15 protein-coding genes and 1 pseudogene are annotated in these 14,608 nt (G+C 51.6%); 6 read left to right on the top strand and 10 right to left on the bottom strand.

The features are described 5' to 3' along the window. Positions 1-378 precede the first annotated feature (378 nt). From ACO0LM_RS28420 to ACO0LM_RS28410, 3 genes are all read left to right on the top strand, one after another. Positions 379-576 (top strand): hypothetical protein, encoded by a 198-nt coding sequence (locus ACO0LM_RS28420; RefSeq protein ID WP_422974851.1) that lies wholly within the window; start codon positions 379-381, stop codon positions 574-576. A 92-nt stretch (positions 577-668) separates the two neighbouring features. Next, complete coding sequence (locus tag ACO0LM_RS28415) at positions 669-1,316, top strand: DUF2242 domain-containing protein (protein ID WP_423042276.1); 648 nt, start codon at positions 669-671, stop codon at positions 1,314-1,316. A gap of 45 nt (positions 1,317-1,361) precedes the next feature. Continuing rightward, positions 1,362-1,577, top strand: coding sequence for a DUF3820 family protein (locus tag ACO0LM_RS28410; protein WP_423042274.1), 216 nt, complete (start codon positions 1,362-1,364; stop codon positions 1,575-1,577). A gap of 112 nt (positions 1,578-1,689) precedes the next feature. Here the strand turns inward: ACO0LM_RS28410 and ACO0LM_RS28405 are convergent, their stop codons facing one another. The 6 genes from ACO0LM_RS28405 to ACO0LM_RS28380 form a co-directional block, all read right to left on the bottom strand. After that, positions 1,690-2,088 (bottom strand): hypothetical protein, encoded by a 399-nt coding sequence (locus ACO0LM_RS28405; RefSeq protein WP_423042272.1) that lies wholly within the window; start codon positions 2,086-2,088, stop codon positions 1,690-1,692. Between the two features lie 192 nt (positions 2,089-2,280). After that, complete coding sequence (locus ACO0LM_RS28400) at positions 2,281-3,114, bottom strand: SAM-dependent methyltransferase (RefSeq protein WP_423042270.1); 834 nt, start codon at positions 3,112-3,114, stop codon at positions 2,281-2,283. 105 nt (positions 3,115-3,219) lie between these two features. Then, a complete protein-coding gene (locus tag ACO0LM_RS28395) occupies positions 3,220-3,480 on the bottom strand; it encodes a hypothetical protein (RefSeq protein ID WP_423042268.1) in 261 nt (86 codons plus the stop codon). Positions 3,481-3,622: 142 nt separating this feature from the next. Next, positions 3,623-5,362, bottom strand: coding sequence for a diguanylate cyclase (locus ACO0LM_RS28390; RefSeq protein WP_423042266.1), 1,740 nt, complete (start codon positions 5,360-5,362; stop codon positions 3,623-3,625). Between the two features lie 45 nt (positions 5,363-5,407). Next, positions 5,408-5,617 carry a hypothetical protein gene (locus ACO0LM_RS28385; protein WP_423042264.1) on the bottom strand — a complete coding sequence of 70 codons (210 nt, stop codon included), beginning with the start codon at positions 5,615-5,617 and terminating at the stop codon, positions 5,408-5,410. 101 nt (positions 5,618-5,718) lie between these two features. Then, complete coding sequence (locus ACO0LM_RS28380) at positions 5,719-7,437, bottom strand: M14 family zinc carboxypeptidase (RefSeq protein ID WP_423042262.1); 1,719 nt, start codon at positions 7,435-7,437, stop codon at positions 5,719-5,721. Between the two features lie 178 nt (positions 7,438-7,615). Between ACO0LM_RS28380 and ACO0LM_RS28375 the strand changes: the two genes are divergently transcribed. Beyond that, entirely contained in the window at positions 7,616-8,701 is a 1,086-nt protein-coding gene (locus tag ACO0LM_RS28375) for a threonine aldolase family protein (protein WP_423042260.1), read from the top strand. A gap of 205 nt (positions 8,702-8,906) precedes the next feature. Next, positions 8,907-9,191, top strand: a pseudogene (locus ACO0LM_RS28370) (hypothetical protein); the annotation flags it as partial. Between the two features lie 169 nt (positions 9,192-9,360). On the opposite strand, the gene ACO0LM_RS28365 reads toward ACO0LM_RS28370, so the two are convergent. Both ACO0LM_RS28365 and ACO0LM_RS28360 read right to left on the bottom strand, forming a co-directional pair. Continuing rightward, on the bottom strand, positions 9,361-10,776 hold the full coding sequence (locus ACO0LM_RS28365) for an ATP-binding protein (protein ID WP_423042258.1): 1,416 nt from the start codon (positions 10,774-10,776) through the stop codon (positions 9,361-9,363). After that, on the bottom strand, positions 10,773-11,459 hold the full coding sequence (locus ACO0LM_RS28360) for a response regulator transcription factor (protein ID WP_423042256.1): 687 nt from the start codon (positions 11,457-11,459) through the stop codon (positions 10,773-10,775). The genes ACO0LM_RS28365 and ACO0LM_RS28360 overlap by 4 nt, the downstream gene beginning before the upstream one ends. Positions 11,460-11,605: 146 nt before the next feature. Between ACO0LM_RS28360 and ACO0LM_RS28355 the strand changes: the two genes are divergently transcribed. After that, positions 11,606-12,757: a hypothetical protein gene (locus ACO0LM_RS28355; protein WP_423042254.1), complete on the top strand. Its 1,152-nt coding sequence runs from the start codon at positions 11,606-11,608 to the stop codon at positions 12,755-12,757. A gap of 86 nt (positions 12,758-12,843) precedes the next feature. Here ACO0LM_RS28355 and ACO0LM_RS28350 read toward each other — a convergent pair whose 3' ends face one another. Both ACO0LM_RS28350 and ACO0LM_RS28345 read right to left on the bottom strand, forming a co-directional pair. After that, a complete protein-coding gene (locus ACO0LM_RS28350) occupies positions 12,844-14,136 on the bottom strand; it encodes an acetamidase/formamidase family protein (protein ID WP_423042252.1) in 1,293 nt (430 codons plus the stop codon). A gap of 305 nt (positions 14,137-14,441) precedes the next feature. Next, positions 14,442-14,608: transposase (locus tag ACO0LM_RS28345; protein ID WP_423036372.1), on the bottom strand; the 167-nt coding region annotated here is incomplete at its 5' end.

The raw sequence follows: 14,608 nt of genomic DNA, 5'->3' as shown, positions 1-14,608 counted from the left end.
ATATTGTGGGCTTTTACAACAACGTTCGCTTGCATTCTGCCCTGGGCAATCTGCCACCCAGTGTCTATGAGCAAAAAATGGCAGAAAAAGAACCTATCCCAGTGTCCGAAAATACTTGACCACTACATCCACAGGCAACTTTTAGCAGAGGCAAGACTCAAAAGATTTTCTCTGTGCCCCTCTGTGATAACTCTGTGTCTCTGTGTTGAGCTTTCCGGTCTTTAATTTTCCCTCACCCTGTCACCCAAATCCCACCCAGCCGCGTTATGTCTTAATCATCTGGCATAGTTGGTAATCAAGTGGTAACACCTCTAACAGGCTGGCAAGTTAAAATGCTGCTTATGCAGCGATTTGCTGGAATTGCAAGAAAGACACATCATGGCTAAAAAAAATGAACTAGACCCGGAAACCGAGGCGCTGATTGCCTGGTGTACGGAAGTGGAAGGTTTTCTGGTTGCCGGTGGTGCCACTGTGCATCAGGCGCAAGATCACATAGAAGAACAGATCGAATGGTTCACCGACTTATTCTTTGATGGCCTCAGCCCGGAAGAAGCCGCCAAAGAAGCATTGGCCTGATACCGACATGCTGGCTTGCTGCCGCTATCCGCGTGGTCCCCGCCCCCCCGTACTCCTAATGCTGTAAATGAAACAAAAAAAAAGAAATCAAGATGATCCACCGCTTTGTATTAATACCTGTCGTACTGTCCCTGACCCTACTGAGTGCCTGTACCAGCACCGGCAAACATGCTGGTATCCAGCATGAAGAATTTGGTGCCACTGGCGTATTTACCCGCAGCTTTCCCGGTAGCGAAAAAACTGCCTGCGAATCAGCCCGCCGTGCCCTGCTGAGCCAGGGTTATGTCATCAGCGACTGGAAACCTTCTGTCCTCAAGGGCCGCAGAAAATACCAGCCGGATGCGGACGTGCATGCAGAGATCGAATTCAATGTCGTCTGCGTGGCGGACAGCAAGGGCAGCAATAGCACTACTGTATTTGCGAATGCCATACGCGACCGTTACTCTTTAAAGAAAAGCAATACCTCGGCCAGTATCGGTGTCAGCGCCATCGGTTCGGTATCGCTGCCCTTTGGCTCTACTGATGATGCCCTGGTCAAGGTCGCCAGCGAAACCATACCTACGGGCCAATTCTATGAACAATTCTTTGAACTGTTAGAACGTTACCTCGACAGCGTGCCTTACATGCCAGACACTGAAGAAGACAAGAAAACCGTCACGGCACCTGCATCCACGCCCGCAACCCAGGCTGCCACGCCGGTGACAACACCGGAAACAGTGGTCAAACAATCCGATGATTAATTTGATAACTAATGTGACGATTAAGGGTCAGGACGGATGAAACCCATGCAAGCTGATGATCTGCAACGCCTGTTGAGTTTCAAGATGCCCTATGGCAAATACAAGGACACCGTCATTGCCGACTTGCCCGGCCATTATCTGGGCTGGTTTGCGCGCGAAGGTTTCCCCAAGGGGGAGATAGGCCGCCTGCTGGAATTGATGTACGAGATCGACCACAATAATCTGGGCGAATTGCTGGTGCCACTACGGAAGAAAAGCTGAATTGCTATTCATGCCCGTCACAGGCGCAGAACGACAAAAGGCAGACATGTTCAACATGCCTGCCTTTTTTATATCCAGCAAAAACTTGGTTTGCTTGGTTTGCTAAGTTTGCTTAGTTGGTTTTGGTAACGTCTTTGCTTTGACGCTTGCCGGCAGCAGTTGCTGGCAGGTATTTCATCGGATCATTGACGCCTGCTGCATAGGCAGTCACCACGCTGCGCTGCCTGAGGCAGGAAGCACTCAATACGGTCGCATCAGGTGCAGAATTGCTGCAGACCTGCAAATCCTTGACGGTATCCAGAGGGATACCGGCAGCCGCCGCTACGGAAACGATGGATTGTGGATTGGCGCCGCTGGCAACCAGGCTGTCTACAGTTGCCTGCAGGTTGGAGCTGCTGGTCAAGGCAGTGAAAATGCCATCGACAGTAGTGTCCACGCCTTCAGCGTAAGCGACTGACAAACCACCGGCCAAAGCCAGACCAATAATTGTGTTCTTAAGCATTTGTTTCATAGGATCCCCCAACATGTCGACAAACCATTTTGTCTTCTGCGACCAATTCTAAATAAGAGCAAATCAAATTGAAAGCAGATATTTGTAACCCGGAAAGTATTTTTTAGCGAAATTTGTTAAATGATTTACGAAAATTTCCACACGGAAATAATTAACCATGGAAACTTGTCTCCCCGTCCAGTTTCTGCCTGATCAAGGCACCTGCACCTGTTGCACCTGATTTCTTTGTGCTGCCAGTGCGTTCAACTGCTCAATCACGGGCAGGTCTTTTTCCATCGCTTTTGCCGGCGGTATCACCAGGGTCGTGACTTGCCGGAAAGCTGCCTGTGGCAAATCACGCAGGCGCAGTTTTTCCATGCGGGTTTTTTCCAGCGGGTCGGTTGCGGCTTCATACAGTATCACTTCATGATCGAGTGGATAGCTGCGGCTCAGTTTATCCACCACGATCTGCAAGTGCGCTGGTTCGGTGTCAAAACGCTTCAGGCTCAGATCACCGGCGATGCCTATCTGCCATAAAATCAGCAGCGCCGACGGGTCTATCTGTTTTTGATAAATCATGAACTGCGTGCTTTCCATGGATTGCATGCCATTGTTGGCGGGGTCTATGCCCAGGTCTGCTACCAGACAATCCAGTGCTGAAATGCCGGGTTCCATATGTGCTTCAAAGCCTTCCGCCCGTGCCTCGGCGATTGCCATATGCGAGATACAGGCAAAAATGCCAGGGTGTCCATAAAAAGCGGCGCACACTTTCTTGCCCGCCCTGACTTCTTTCAAGATGGTGTCGGCCATGCGGCGATAGGTGTCGCGGCGGGTCTTGCCGTCCACTTTGGTGTCGTCGTAATGATCGTTGAGACAGACATATTCCTTGGCCACACCTTGCAACCATTTGCGGGCGAAGACATTTGGTATGGCGGCAATCACGATATCGAAAGTTTCAATATAGCTTTGCGCGATGGGCGTTAATTGCCCTCCCATACGCATGCCGGTACCCACACAGACCAGTGAACCTTGAGTTTGATTTGTCATAGACTTTAACTTTGTGCATCGCCACATAGGGATTGAACTACCATGAGCAAAGCAAGCAGCTTCTGCCTCGCTCATTTTTTTGACTATTTTCTTTGCAGCTTTTCTTCAGTGAAAGAAAACAACAGAACTGTCATCAGGCAGCAACGGCCTCTTCCTCAAAACGCATCCTGCTACCAAAGGAATTCCTGTCGTATCCAATAAATCGAAATCCTTGAACGGGATATCCAGGAAAGCAGAAATCTCTTTTCTGTCCTGCTTCAACAAAACCGCTTGCTCATCAACCGATAAACCAACATCACAGGTCGCCTGTTGCGGCTTCCTTTTGTAAGCATGTATCAGAGCCGCATTTATTTGCATCTGAAGCATACAAAAAATCCAGGCGCCAGGACTACTATTTTCCGTGCCGGACAAAGCATGTGGCGACATCGTCAGCAAGAATTCTATACCACTTTTTCAAACAGCAAATCGCCTATTTTTTACAATTTTTAACGTTTGATATTGCGGATAACTATCGATACACCGTCACGCAGTTACGCCCTTCTGCCTTGGAATTGTACAAAGCCTTGTCTGCCGCTTCCAGTGTGGACTCAAAGCTTGATAAGCCGTTACTGTCTACTGTGGCAATACCAAAACTGGCCGACAGCGGGAAACGATAACCGCTGGGTTCGGTATCTATCATGGCGATAGCCATGCGACAACGTTCTGCCAGTTGCAAGGCAGATGACTGATTGGAATCGGGCATGCAGATACCAAACTCTTCACCACCCAGACGCCCGAACAAATCTTCTTTGCGCAAATGGGTCTTGATGGTTTCGCATACATTCTTCAGCACCCAGTCGCCGGTGGCGTGGCCAAAAGAATCATTAATATTCTTGAACAAATCCATATCAAACAAAATGATGCTCATGCTGCCGGTACGCATTTTGAAGGCCTCATTCGATGAGGTCATGAAATGCATGCGATTGGCAGCCTGGGTCAAGCCATCTGTCTGCGAGAATTCACGGAACTGGTTTTTCTGTTGCAGGGTCTTGATCAACCACAAAATCATCAACACCATGATGATGACGACGAGGATGATGACCAGCCATAAATTCTGGTTACTTTTCTTTTCCAGCTCACGCTCAACGGCGAGAATTTTATTTTTCTGTTCCAGCAGGCTCAATTGATTGGCTTTATCCTGGGTATCAAATTTAACGCGCTGGAAAGCCAGGTTTTTATGCAACTGGTCATCCAGAACACGGTTTTTCAATGCCAGTGCCGTTTCAAAATATTCCAGTGAACCGGCAAATTGCCCCTGTGCACGCTTGATGCTGGCCATGGTCTCGGCGGTTTTTTCCATGATCTGAACGGCACTGCCAGATTTGGCATGCTGGTAGGCTTGCAGGCCATAACGTTCGGCCTGTTCCAGGTTATCGGTATGCAGAAAGGCGCGAGCCATTGCTTCTTCCAGCATGGTCAGGTAATCCGAACTTTGGGTGGTTTTGGAAAATTCGGTCAACAAGGCCAGACCGGCACCTTTACCCTGTTGATAATTGCCAGAATCAATCAGGTCTATGCAGGCCAGCGTCTGCAACAAAAGCGCGAAAAAATTTCGCCCCTGGGATTCACAAATTGAAATGGCTTCTGGCAAAAGTGATCTTGCTTTTTGTCGCTCACCTTTCAGGAAGTTGATTTCCACCAGGTCCCCCATGCCTACGCACCTTGAGCTACTTTTGTCGAGATCAACATCCAATGCCAACATGCGGTCGGCATAGACCAGTGCCTCGTCATAGGCGCGCAGGGAATTAAGCAAGGTAATCGCTGCCTGCAGTGTGTCCACCTTGGCAATCTGATTCGTTAATTTTGGCAGCAGGATGATGCTTTCATTGATGGCCACCAATGCTTTTTCATACTCACCCAGGCTGGTATAACCAGAAGATAACTGATATAAAAAACGCACGCGAAAATCGGGGTCTTTGACAAAACTCAAACGTGATTCGACCAGTTCGACACGTTCTTTATGGCGACCTTTGTAGCCATACGCGGAAGCAGAAAGCAAGTAAAAGCGGTTTCTTTGTGCTTCGCTAAACGTTGGTTCCAGTTCGTTTAAACGGCTGATCGTGGTGGATACGACATCGGGCGCATTTCTGATTTCCTGCGCCAATTGGGTCAGCATTCCATCCACGCTATCAGATTCGCGTGCAGCAGCTGGCACACTTGCGCATAGTCCGGTAACAAGCAAGATGGCCGTGAAAAATTTTAACTTCAAGCCTGAAATCATCGCTTATACCGGAGAATTGTTTCAACTACGTTATTAATATTCAATCGAATCAAGAGCTGGAAGGTCGTCAGAAGAAATCCCCAGCAATCCGGCAACTGCCTCTTTGTCACCAGCGATAACGGCAGCTTGCTCTTCACTCGTCAGACCAAAACTGCCCATGGCAGCGGCTGGATCACTTCTGTGCGCTGCAAGTGCAGCACTATCTTTATCCAGCGTATTCAAGTACTCAAGCAGCTTAGACATGTTGATTCACCTTCCATTTAACTTCGTGGGTTAAGAAACGAGGGTAATGCTGATGAAGATTCTATTATGATTCTGTAAAAGTTGTAACAAATTTCAAGCATTTATGCCGTCAGACGCAACACGGGGTAACGGCACCATTCTGGTTCATGGAAGCGCTGGCAAGCCTGGAAAATAAAATCCAGCACGGCTTGTTGGTTGTCAAGCAAGCCAGGGTTGGCCAATTTCCATTGCTCAAACGCCTGTTTTACCGCAGGCTCGGTGGCAAGAATCTCACTGGCAGTGTCTTCAAACACATAGTCGGAATAGGCTTCCTTTTTTTCCAGCACGCTATTGAAAAAACCCCAACGGAAGAAGCTGTCATGCGCCTGAGGCTCCAGGGTTTCGACGATGTAACGGGCTTTATCCTGATCCAGCGGCACCACATAATCACCGGCATGCGCTGCCACGTTGCACGTCACCGCCTGCAATTTCACCTCATCATGAAACAGGTGGCCTTCATACGCATGCGGGCGTGATGTAACGGAAAGTATCTGATACACCTCGGCCTGCAGGCTGCTGTCTTGTTCCAGCCTATGCATCTGCACACCATTCCATTGCAGGCGCTCGATCACGGCACGCCAGGCTTGCGGTATCAGGTAAGCTTTTGCCTGTTGCACGCTGATGTCGGCAATGAAGCGATCATAATAAGCAATCGGCTTTTCCCACGGCTGGCTGCGGTCATACGCCAGGCGCTGGTAGTTGCCTAATATACTGGGGATATATACGGCCTTATAACCCTTGAATAAAAACTGTGACTGCCGGCTGTGATCTGCTGCCCAGTGCACAGCCACCTGTTGTGACTCACTGGCTGCCTGACGTGCCCTGGCGCGCAAATTTTGTATCTGCGCAGCATGGGCGACGGTGAAGGCCAATACGCTTTCCACCAGCGCCCGCATGGATGCATAGCGGTCGGCAAAAGGTTTCAGCATATGGGTTTCGGGCATGAAACCAATGGTGTGATGCAGGGCAGCATAGCCGGTGGAAAAACGTGGCGTTTCCAGAAAATCTTCTATGCCGTGATCTGGACTGTCCTGGACCGGATTCACATACGGGCAGGTGGGCCAGCCACGCTGTTGCATGTCGGCATAAATGGCTGGCAACATGGTATCGCGCAAGAATGGTCCCAGCCCATAGCCCAGCTTGTCGGCCTGGGTTTGTATCAGGGTCATGGTGTAATGATAATCTGCACCATTCGAGGTATGGGTATCGACCATGACATCCGGGCTCCATTCGCTGAAGAAGCGGTTGAATACCTGGGCATTTTCGCTATCGCATTTGATGAAGTCGCGGTTCAGATCCAGGTGCTGGCTATTGCCACGAAAACCGAATTGTTCTGGCCCATCCTGGTTCACGCGCGAGGTTTTCTGGCGGTTCACACTGCCATCGACGTTATATACAGGGACAAACAAAAAGACGGTTTGCCCCAATGCCGCCAGACGTTCAGGCTGCGTGCAGAAATCACGCACCAGAGCCATGCAGGCATCAATGCCTTCCGGCTCGCCCGGATGGATGCCATTGTTATTGAAAAAAACAGGACGCTGTTCTTGCCGGATGCGGTCACGGTCAAACACGCCATCGGCAGTCACCACGCCAGCATGAATCGGGCGGCCGCCGTCGGATACACCAATTTGCGAAAACTGCAGCACGGCAGGAAACTGCGCCGCCAGGTGTTGATAAAACGCGATGCAGTCTTGCCAGCTGGTGGTCTGGTTTTGGTTGCCGGCTTCATACGGTGTAATGAAACTGGCAGGACTGTTGGCATTCACTGATTGAGATGACATAAGCGGGGCAAACTCTGAAAGAGTTGATGAATAGTTGATGGCCAGATTTTATCTCACAAGTAGCCTTGCTGGCGTGGCATACTCATGTTGGATTGAAACATTTTGCATCGCGTATGCTGCATCAAATACCGTGCATCAAATACTGTGCATCAATTAATAAATTGCGGGAGACCTCATCTTGACCGACGCCGACATTCTGGCCTTGCGCCTGAGCTGCCACACCACACTTCCCGGCCATCAGTACCAAACCCCGGCCCAGACTTTTGCCCGCATGGCAGCCTGGTGCGAGCAACATCAGGTCCAGCATGACAGCTATGGCGAAGGTGAACTAGTACAGGCATTTGAACAAAAAGTCGCCACATTGCTGGGCATGGAAGCCGGCTTGTTCTGCATGACCGGTACCATGACCCAGGCCACTGCCTTGCGACTGGCCTGCGAAGAAAGAGGCAGCGATCTGGTCGCCCTGCATGCCAGCTCACATATCCTGGTACATGAAAAAAGCAATTACCAGTTGCTACAGCATTTCAATGCACTGCAGATCGGCAACCCGCACCGCCCCTGGTTACTGAAAGACTTGCAAGCCGTGCCGGAAAAACTGGCAGCGGCACAATATGAATTGCCGATGCGAGAAATCGGCGGACAATTGCCGCCGTGGGAAGAACTGGAAGCCATCAAATCCTGGTGTCTTGAAAACGACATCCACCTGCATATGGATGGTGCCCGTCTGTGGGAAGCCGCCGCCGGATACGGGCGCAGCCTGGCCGATGTCGCACGTGGATTTGAAACTGCCTATGTCTCGTTCTACAAAGGTATAGGCGGACTGGGCGGTGCCATGTTACTGGGCAAGGCAGAATTCATCGCCAGGGCAAAAGTGTGGATGCACAGGCAAGGCGGCAGTATCTTCCGGCGCAGCCCTTATGTGGTGTCGGCAGCCATGCAGTTTGATGACAGGCTGGCCGCCCTACCCGCCTGCTTTGCCCGCACGCAATGGCTGTTTGAAACCTTGCGCGATTACCCCTCACTCAAGACCAATCCGGCCCTGCCACAATGCAATATGCTGCATCTGTATCTGCCCGTTGACCGGGAAACCGCCATCACCATCCGCAACCGCATCGCGCAAGAACACGGAATATGGTTATTCAATAATGCCGTCCACACGGCCCTGCCAGGACAATGCATGTTTGAATGGTATGTGGGTGACAATTTACTGGCGATGGACGATGCCACAGTCCGACACGCATTGAGTTTGCTGGTAATGAATTGATAACTGCCACATTGATAACTGCTACATTGACAACTGGCACATTGACAACTACAGATTAAGGCCTGGTTGCTATGTTAGTTATCGCACATACAGGTCATTAATTCTTCATTAATCTTCTATACATTATTTCATGTTTTCTTAATAAACATGAATGAGCATCGGGTCAAAACTGCCTGTTTACACTCTCAAATGTGAAGGAAGAAAAATGGTAAATTTAATCAATCTGAAATCAGACAAGTTCAAGTACGATCCCAATCATTTATTTGATGCTTTGATAAAACGTCTGCATTTAAAAAACGACGCGGCCTTGTCCCGCCTATTGGAAGTGGCACCACCGGTGATCAGCAAAATCCGTCATCACCGCCTGCCTATCGGGGCATCGCTGATGATCAGCATGCATGAAATCAGCGGCCTCAGCATCAAGGACTTGCGCGCCCTGATGGGCGACAAGAGAGAAAACTTCCGGATTACTGATACGCAACTGAAACCGATACTTGCAAATCAATCATTGGCCAACACGGAACGTACCTCATCCGCGAATACGGAACGTACTTCATCAGCCAACACAGAACATGTTTCAGCAACGAATACAAAACGCACTGTCAGTCATCAATATTGACGGTCCTGGCGTAGGGCTGCACTCTGCTTGCAACACGACACTAGCGTTTTGGAAAAACCAGCGTCAGCCGCGCGCCAGGAAATTCGCTGCGGGCCTCGCCATTGCCTATTTCGACGTGGCCGCCGTGCAGTTCGATAATGGTCTTGATGATGACCGAGCCCAGCCCGAGGGAAATGCCGGATTGCCTGCTGGGTAAGCCGGCAAACATCAGCCGTGTATCGCGCCTTTGTCCGAAGCGCGAAATACCGTCTGTAGAGATGCCGGGGCCATCGTCTTCCACCACCAGTTCCAGCGTGTCGGCGACAGTCTGCAGCCGTATGCGTACCCTGCTTTGTGCATACCGGGCGGCATTGTCAAACACATTGCGCAAAAGCCGGGATATAAGATAGGTATCGCCATTGATATAGCCAGCCTGTGCGCAGTTGGCATCGATCTGCAATTCAAAAGCGATGGCTGCTTCAGTCTGCTGCTGGGTATGCACTGCATGCCCGGTTTCGGCTTTCAGCAAGTCGCACAGATCCAGGCTGGCGGCCTGGTTACGGTAACGCGGTTCATCAATATTGGCGATAAAGAACAGATCATCAATCAGGCGGGTAAAATAATCCAGCTCGCTGGTGACGACGTTGAAAAATTCCTGCCGCTCCTGCTGTTCCATGTCATCGCCATGCACGGTCAGGGTATCAATCGCCGTGCGCAGACTGGTCAGCGGGGTGCGCAAATCATGCCCCAGTTCCTGCAATAATTCACGCCGCGTTTTTTCGATTGCCTGCAATTGCATCACCAGGCGCTGTATTTCATCGGCCATGACATTAAAGTGCTGCATCAAGCCACCGATAGCATCCAGCCGGCCAGATGTAAACCGCGCCGTCAAATCGCCTGCTTCCATGCTTTGGATAACCTGTCGTGCTTCGGCAGAACGGCCACGCAGATACAGGGTCAACAATAACAGCCCCAACAAAATGGCGGCGACCAGGGTCAGTACAAACAAGATGACCATGGTCTGGAAAGCACCCCGGGCTGGGGTACCAGGATTGTGAATCAACAGATAAACCGGCTCCGATGCCTGCAGACGTACGACTGCAGAAGCCGCATTACCCGAAAAAAAACGCCCGCGCGCCGTTACTTCATGAATGGCATCCGGCTTTTTACGTTCCAGCAAACTGGTGGGTGGTTTTTCCCCGGCGACGCTGCTGGCCAGCACCTGATTATCCGCATTGACTACCCACATTTCCAGCTGGATGGCCGGTGATTCGCTGCGATACGTCTGCACCCTGCGCAAGCCCTCGGCATAGTCGTGGCCTTCGACGATACGGGCGATGAACAGGTACATGCTGCGCTGTACTTCATCACCGGGCCGGGTTGTCACTTCCCTGATCATCCACAAATAAACCTGGCTCAACACCACGGAGAAAAATAGGCTGATCACCAAAAAACGTAACCACAGGGGACGACTCATGCAGACTCCAGTTTATAACCTACGCCATAAATGGCGACGATACGCTCGACGGCACCAGCATCTTTCAATTTGCGACGCAAATGACTGAGGTGCGAATCGATAGTGCGGTCGTAAATGATATTGCTGTCTTCAAACTGATCCAGTATCTGTTGACGCGTAATGGCATCACCGTTGGCACGCACCAGCAACATCAGTACATCATATTCTTTCTTGCCAAGTTGCAGTGACGTACCGGCAGCATGCGCGGTACGACGCTGAATATCCATCTGGATGGTGCCAAAGCAAATCACTGTGCGGCTTGCAGTATCTGACGGGCGACGCGTCAACAAGCGGCGCATGCGGGCGCTGACTTCACGCAAGCCACAGGGCTTGCGTATGTAATCATCCGCCCCGCCCTCTATGCTGGCGACCACAGCACTTTCATCAGACCGCGCTGACAACATCAGTATGGGTGTATCAGGATGCAGTTCACGCAATTGGCGACACAAGACGATGCCGTCACCATCGGGCAGGCCGACATCCAACAGTATCAATTCAAATGCCTGCTGTTGCAGAAACTGCATGGCCGCAGCGATGCTGGCCGCATGACTGAGTACAAAACCCTCATAACGCAAACCCATGCTCAAGGTACGGGCGATCATGGGATCGTCTTCGACAAACAGGACTTGGGTCGCAGGATTCATGGGCGTTGAAACAAGTAGTAACAAAGAATTTACCTTCATTTTGCCATAGTGCTGATTACGGTGACTGCTTCCATCAAAATTACAGAATTGCTGATTACAGTAGCTACAAGATTTCACCCACGCTTTTGTTTCTACTGGAGATGACCATGACCTACCCTTCTTTTTCTTCCGTGCTGACCGTCGCTGCCATGGCGACTGCCAGCAGCCTGCTGAGCGCCTGCGGCGGCGGATCTGGCAGTAGCAACACCGCTGCACCACCTGCACCACCTGCAGCAGCGGGTACAACGGGCACCACCGGCAATACCGGCACAACAAGCACAACTGGTACGACTGGTGCGACAGGTGGCACCACCAGCGTCAGCCCCCACATTGCTGCCGCGATTGCTGCCGCCAAAACGGCTGCCAGCACAGATCCGCTGTGCAGCGTTGACAAGCTCGGTGATTTTTACTGGGAAATCGGCAATGCGACGGATAGCACGCCAGTGGCATCCGGCTCGCAAGGTGCTGGCAGTGTCACGGCAACGACGTATTTCAATATCGCGTCTGCATCAAAGTGGATATTTGGTGCCTATGTGCTGGAAAAGAAAGGCATAGATCAGGTACATAGCAATACCTCACTCAGCAATGGCCTGCGTTTTATGTCTGGCTATACCGGCCTGGATGATGACGCTTGCGTAGGCAAAATAACGATCAATGGCTGCTTTATCGCCGGTATGGATCGCACCAGCGGCAAGACCAGCCAGCCTGATCCCACTACCGTCAATCTGTTTGATTATGACGGTGGACATGACCAGAAACTGGCCAGCGTTGATATGGGCCTGGGTAATTTTACTGCCGCCCAGCTCGATACGGAATACCAAAACACCATGGGACTCAGCAAGGGTTTCAACATGGCACCGCTAGACCCGCTGATGGCTGGTGGCATGATGGGCAGCGCCACTGACTACGCCCTTTTTCTGAAAAAAATCATGAAACAGGAATTGGAAATCGGTCGCTACCTGGGTGACCAGGCCGTATGTACACTGCCATCAGCCTGCCCCGGCAAAGTGGCGTATTCACCCATCCTGGTGCTGAACGAACCCTGGACGTATTCCTATAACCACTGGGTAGAATCCGAACAGGGAAAGGGCAGTATCGATGCCTATTCCAGCCCTGGTAAATGGGGTTTCTACCCCTGGGTTTCGCCTGACAGAAAATACTACGGCATCGTGTCGCGCCACAACAAGAACACCGGTGCCTATGCCGCCTCAGTCAAATGCGGGCGGCAGATACGCAAGGCGTTCATGAATGCGCTTTAGGTCTTGCTGTTTGATCAGCATAGTCCGGTCAGATCATGTCAGGGCAAAAAATCAACCCAGGCTATCAGGTATCGCCTGTTGTTGATTTACTTGCGACGCAAAGTTGCCAGCACGGTCTTGTCGAGTTTCGCTGCCACACCGACACTGCGCCCGGCCAGATTGGGAATACTGAAATGGAGGGCGCTGCCAAATAGCTGGGCGCATTCAGACAGGCTGAGTCCATAATCCTGTTGCAGCCACTGCACCATGCCGTTGGTGGCGACCCGCAGGGCATCGTCCAGTGAACCGGCCTGCCCCAGCACCATGATCTGCGTGGGTGACTCTACCCTGGGTGTCGCGACTGATTTGCCTTTGATGACCTCGACGCTAAATTCCACGTCCATCGAGGTTTCCAGCGCATATTGTGAGGTCTCGCCATCGCCTTGCAAGGCATGGGCATCGCCCAGGTACAGCAGGGCCCCTGGCTGCTGCACCGGCAGGTAGACGGTATTGCCTTCAACCACTTCATTAAAATCCATATTGCCGCCAAAACGGCCGGTGTCGCCGGTAGAAATGGGTGGTGAACCATCGCCAGGTGCCACTGCCAGGCCACCCAGCATGGGCCGGACCGGCAGGCTCAGCATACGCAAGCCTTCGGTCGGCTGTTCCGGGCTGGCGAGACCACGTTGACGATCCAGCTTCCAGCGCACCGGCTTGCCCAGATTGCTGGCTTTGGCTGCCAAGCCAGGCCCCATTGCCCTGCCGACGATGCTGTCCAGGCTGTCGGCATAATCACGGTTCAGGCGCAGGCGTTTCAGATGGATTACCAGGGTATCGCCCGGCTCGGCCGTGGCCACATAAAATGGACCAGTCTGCGGGTTGCCATACAAAGCTTTGGTGACACCATGTTCATCGACGCCGCCAGAATCGATGGTCTTGGTGCGTACCGAATCACCAGGCCAAACCGTCAGCACCGGCAAGCGATGGGGGCTGAATTCATTCGAATAGTCTGTTGGCTGGAAGTCATAGACGCGCGCCGGCCCCGCAGGGCGCTCAGGCAGCCGGCGGGCACTGAAAGTATGGCTGGCCCTGGCCTGTGGATTGTTCGTATCGGGAAAGTCTGCCACACCCTGCATCGCATCCTGGGCAGCCGTGCCGCTGTAGGTGTAGCTGGCTTTATCCTTGTCCGTCACACTAAAGCTAATACTGCCCGCACTGCGGGTGCCGGTCAGGCTGTCACCATCGAGTTGCCCGCTGATGGCATTGCCTGCCGCTTTCAGGGTCATGGCCTGGTAAGAGCGATTGCCCCAGCGATCTAGCTGCAATAACCATTGTTCTTCACCGGCCGCCAGCACAAAACCGGGGATCAGGGCTATCAACAGCATCGCTACTCTCAACATGGGTTTTCCTATCGCAAAAAGAATATGCAGGGCATTCTATATGTATAAGAACGTGTTGACGATCTTATGAAAAAAAATATGCCAATGACATAAGTCGCGAGAAATTTGCAGAGATAGAACCGTTACTACACAGCATGCGCCGACGTACCAAACTCACAAGAGATACTGGGTGAGGTGGTAACAGTACAGATCGTCGAATGCGGCTTTGCCTGGCTGGATTATGGAAGAACTGCGAGCGTTGGCTAAACACGCGCTTGCAATTCATTCCTCTGGCTTTCTTAGAACCTGTTCGAGATCTTTTTTGATCACCCCCGCCGCAATAGCAGAGCGAGGAATGCCAAATTAACGAATTGCAAGCTGGTATTCAATTGTCGCTCACAGTTTTTCCAAAGGCGATGGCATTTCTCAAGCCAGGCAAAAGAGCGTTCCACCACCCACCGCTGGGGCATGACACTAAAGGTGTGGAGTTCAT

Source organism: Undibacterium sp. Di26W, assembly GCF_049340265.1.
Classification (GTDB): domain Bacteria; phylum Pseudomonadota; class Gammaproteobacteria; order Burkholderiales; family Burkholderiaceae_D; genus Undibacterium.
Note: the sequence above shows the minus strand (reverse complement) of the source record. Positions and strands in the feature narration are given on the sequence as shown.

Excerpts from the sequence above, each read along its gene's own strand:
- ACO0LM_RS28380 (WP_423042262.1), bottom strand. The coding sequence starts at position 7,437 with ATGTCATCTCAATCAGTGAATGCCAACAGTCCTGCCAGTTTCATTACA.
- ACO0LM_RS28385 (WP_423042264.1), bottom strand. The coding sequence starts at position 5,617 with ATGTCTAAGCTGCTTGAGTACTTGAATACGCTGGATAAAGATAGTGCT.
- ACO0LM_RS28415 (WP_423042276.1), top strand. The coding sequence starts at position 669 with ATGATCCACCGCTTTGTATTAATACCTGTCGTACTGTCCCTGACCCTA.
- ACO0LM_RS28395 (WP_423042268.1), bottom strand. The coding sequence starts at position 3,480 with ATGCTTCAGATGCAAATAAATGCGGCTCTGATACATGCTTACAAAAGG.
- ACO0LM_RS28355 (WP_423042254.1), top strand. The coding sequence starts at position 11,606 with ATGACCTACCCTTCTTTTTCTTCCGTGCTGACCGTCGCTGCCATGGCG.
- ACO0LM_RS28410 (WP_423042274.1), top strand. The coding sequence starts at position 1,362 with ATGCAAGCTGATGATCTGCAACGCCTGTTGAGTTTCAAGATGCCCTAT.
- ACO0LM_RS28360 (WP_423042256.1), bottom strand. The coding sequence starts at position 11,459 with ATGAATCCTGCGACCCAAGTCCTGTTTGTCGAAGACGATCCCATGATC.
- ACO0LM_RS28420 (WP_422974851.1), top strand. The coding sequence starts at position 379 with ATGGCTAAAAAAAATGAACTAGACCCGGAAACCGAGGCGCTGATTGCC.
- ACO0LM_RS28350 (WP_423042252.1), bottom strand. The coding sequence starts at position 14,136 with ATGTTGAGAGTAGCGATGCTGTTGATAGCCCTGATCCCCGGTTTTGTG.
- ACO0LM_RS28400 (WP_423042270.1), bottom strand. The coding sequence starts at position 3,114 with ATGACAAATCAAACTCAAGGTTCACTGGTCTGTGTGGGTACCGGCATG.
- ACO0LM_RS28365 (WP_423042258.1), bottom strand. The coding sequence starts at position 10,776 with ATGAGTCGTCCCCTGTGGTTACGTTTTTTGGTGATCAGCCTATTTTTC.
- ACO0LM_RS28405 (WP_423042272.1), bottom strand. The coding sequence starts at position 2,088 with ATGAAACAAATGCTTAAGAACACAATTATTGGTCTGGCTTTGGCCGGT.